Below are 2,315 nucleotides of genomic sequence, written 5' to 3'. Positions count from 1 at the left end.
TTTGACTCATTATCTATTCGATAATAGAATATACCTGCCTTTTTCTTTAATATCCGTTGACATTTCTCCAGTAAAGACGTAGGTTCCTGTTGGTTCGTTGAATCTATATAGTCTTGTGTTTTTAGTGTTAGTATAAGTTATAGTATCTTGTTTGAACATTAGTTTTGCTGGTCTTAGTAGATTTTTTATTTCTAGTTTATCTTTCCCATATTGGTAGTCGAAGTCTATATTATAAGCTTTTGATGCTACTCTTTTCCCTTTTGGAATATGGGGTTCCCTTGTTCTTTCTATATGGATATTTATATAGGCGTCTTTATCTCCTTTATCCTTTTTACTTACATCTAAAGTATATAAATCCCTTATATTTAATATAGCGGTCATGGTTCCGTCTTTTATAGTCAAATTGTTGTCTTTTCTTGCATATTCAATTGGAATAGATACTGTAAATTTATCATAGGATTTATATTTTGCTAAGGAAAAATCTACTACTCTTCCTCTTAGATGGTCAGAGCCTATGGTTTGTGTTACTCTACCTTCTATTATTTCTTCTTTGCCTTTTTGTTTTATTTCCTTTTCTTTTTCTTTTAATTCTTTTTCCTTTTCTTTAAGTTTTTCATCTTCACGAATAGTTAATGTCTTTACTTTAACTGTGGCAAAGTCTATAGCTGCTCCATATTCGTTTAAGGCACGTACCATGAAAGTATATTCTGTTCTAGGTTCTAACCCCTTTACTAAAAATTCTGCTTCCTCTGTATCTCCTATAAAGGTATAGTCCTTATCTTTTGAAAGTTTCCCATATATTTCATATCTTGTAGCTTTGTTCAATATATTTTCATCGGATTTTGACCATATTAATTGTACTGTAGATTCGTAACCAGGTATTCCTTCCAAAACTAATGGTTTAGTTGGTATAGGTTTCTGGTATTCAAATCTATCATAAGGGTTTGAAATGCCTCCATCTGGATTTATTATTATTAGATGATTGTTTTCTAAATTCTTAGCTTCATTGAATTTGACTTTTATTACATTATCTCCTTCTACTGTAACTGAAGCCGCTTCCATTCCTCCTACTACTGCTACTTCTCTATTGTTGCCTTGACTGTCCACTCCGATTAAACCTTCCCCTTTTATGTCCATATCTTCTTTTAGTTCATTTTTATTGACTATTTCTCCTCCAACGATTACCTTGCCTCCTGACATAAACATTTCTCCAGTTAAAGTTACTTCCGTTTCTATGTCGTTGGTGAATATTTTATTAGGAGATACGGTTTTTATCTTAGGTTTGGATATATAGGTAAAGTTAATATCCCCTTGGGACATTGAACCATCTGGGTTTTCTATCCTTACCTGTACTGGACCATGAGTTGCAGATTTTGGTGCTGTGACTTCTAAGGTTTTATAATCAATATATTTAATATCCTTCTTTTCTATTTCTATATCTCCAAAGTATACCCTTAATCTTTCTCCATCAAATCCTTCCATAGTTTCTCTAAAGTCATTTCCTGTTATTTTTACTTTAGTACCTCCAGTGGCTGACCCTTTCTCTGGTTCTATAGTATATATTTCTGGATCCGATTCCCCTTTAGTAAATTCTATGAATATTGGAGGGATTGTTTTATCAGAGGTGGCAGTTCCTCCATCTCTATTGGTTACAGAAACTCTATGAAGCTTTCCTACTTCCGATTCTGGCACTGGTGGCATAGTGAAAGTTAGCTTGGTTGGTAATCCATAGTCTATATCATTTTCCCCAATAGTTAGTAGGTTGGAGATATCTATTCTTGCACCTTCTCTAAAGTCGGTACCATGAACGGTGATTATACTGCCTCCTTTGTGATCTACTTTTAATATTCTAGCTCTGCCATTTATTTCATCTCTATATTCTTCTTGAGGTTCCCTTCCATTCCTAGTAACATTGGTAATAGCTGGTTTACTATCAGGTGTTTTATAATCAAATTCTCCTCTACCTTGTCCTCCATCTGGATTGATTATGAATACAGGTACTTTTCCTATGGTATGGTAAGAAGGAGTTTCTACCCTTAATTGGATGGAGCTTAGATAATTTACATTTTCAGAAAATCCTCTTTCCACTATAAACCTTCTATCCTCTACACTTACTTTAATTAATTCCTTTCCTGTATAAGGATTGGTTCCGTCTTTCAAAAGGCTTATAGGAATATACTTGGTAGTATTGTCATATCCAAGTATTTCTTTTCTATATATTTTATCTCCTTCTTCTAAAGTTAGGACAATTTTTTCATCTACTCCATTGAATTCAGCAGTAAGGCCTCCTGGCAATTTAACAGTAGCCCTATTCT

General features: G+C 33.6%; 1 protein-coding gene. It reads right to left on the bottom strand.

Annotated elements, in window-relative coordinates; genetic code table 11:
* Positions 1-9: 9 nt before the first annotated feature.
* The coding region (locus VK998_RS03200; RefSeq protein ID WP_325225411.1) for an IPT/TIG domain-containing protein at positions 10-2,315 on the bottom strand (2,306 nt) is incomplete at its 5' end.

The organism is Schnuerera sp. (assembly GCF_035459645.1).
GTDB lineage: Bacteria > Bacillota > Clostridia > Tissierellales > Tepidimicrobiaceae > Schnuerera.
This window is presented reverse-complemented; position numbering and strand designations above follow the sequence as displayed.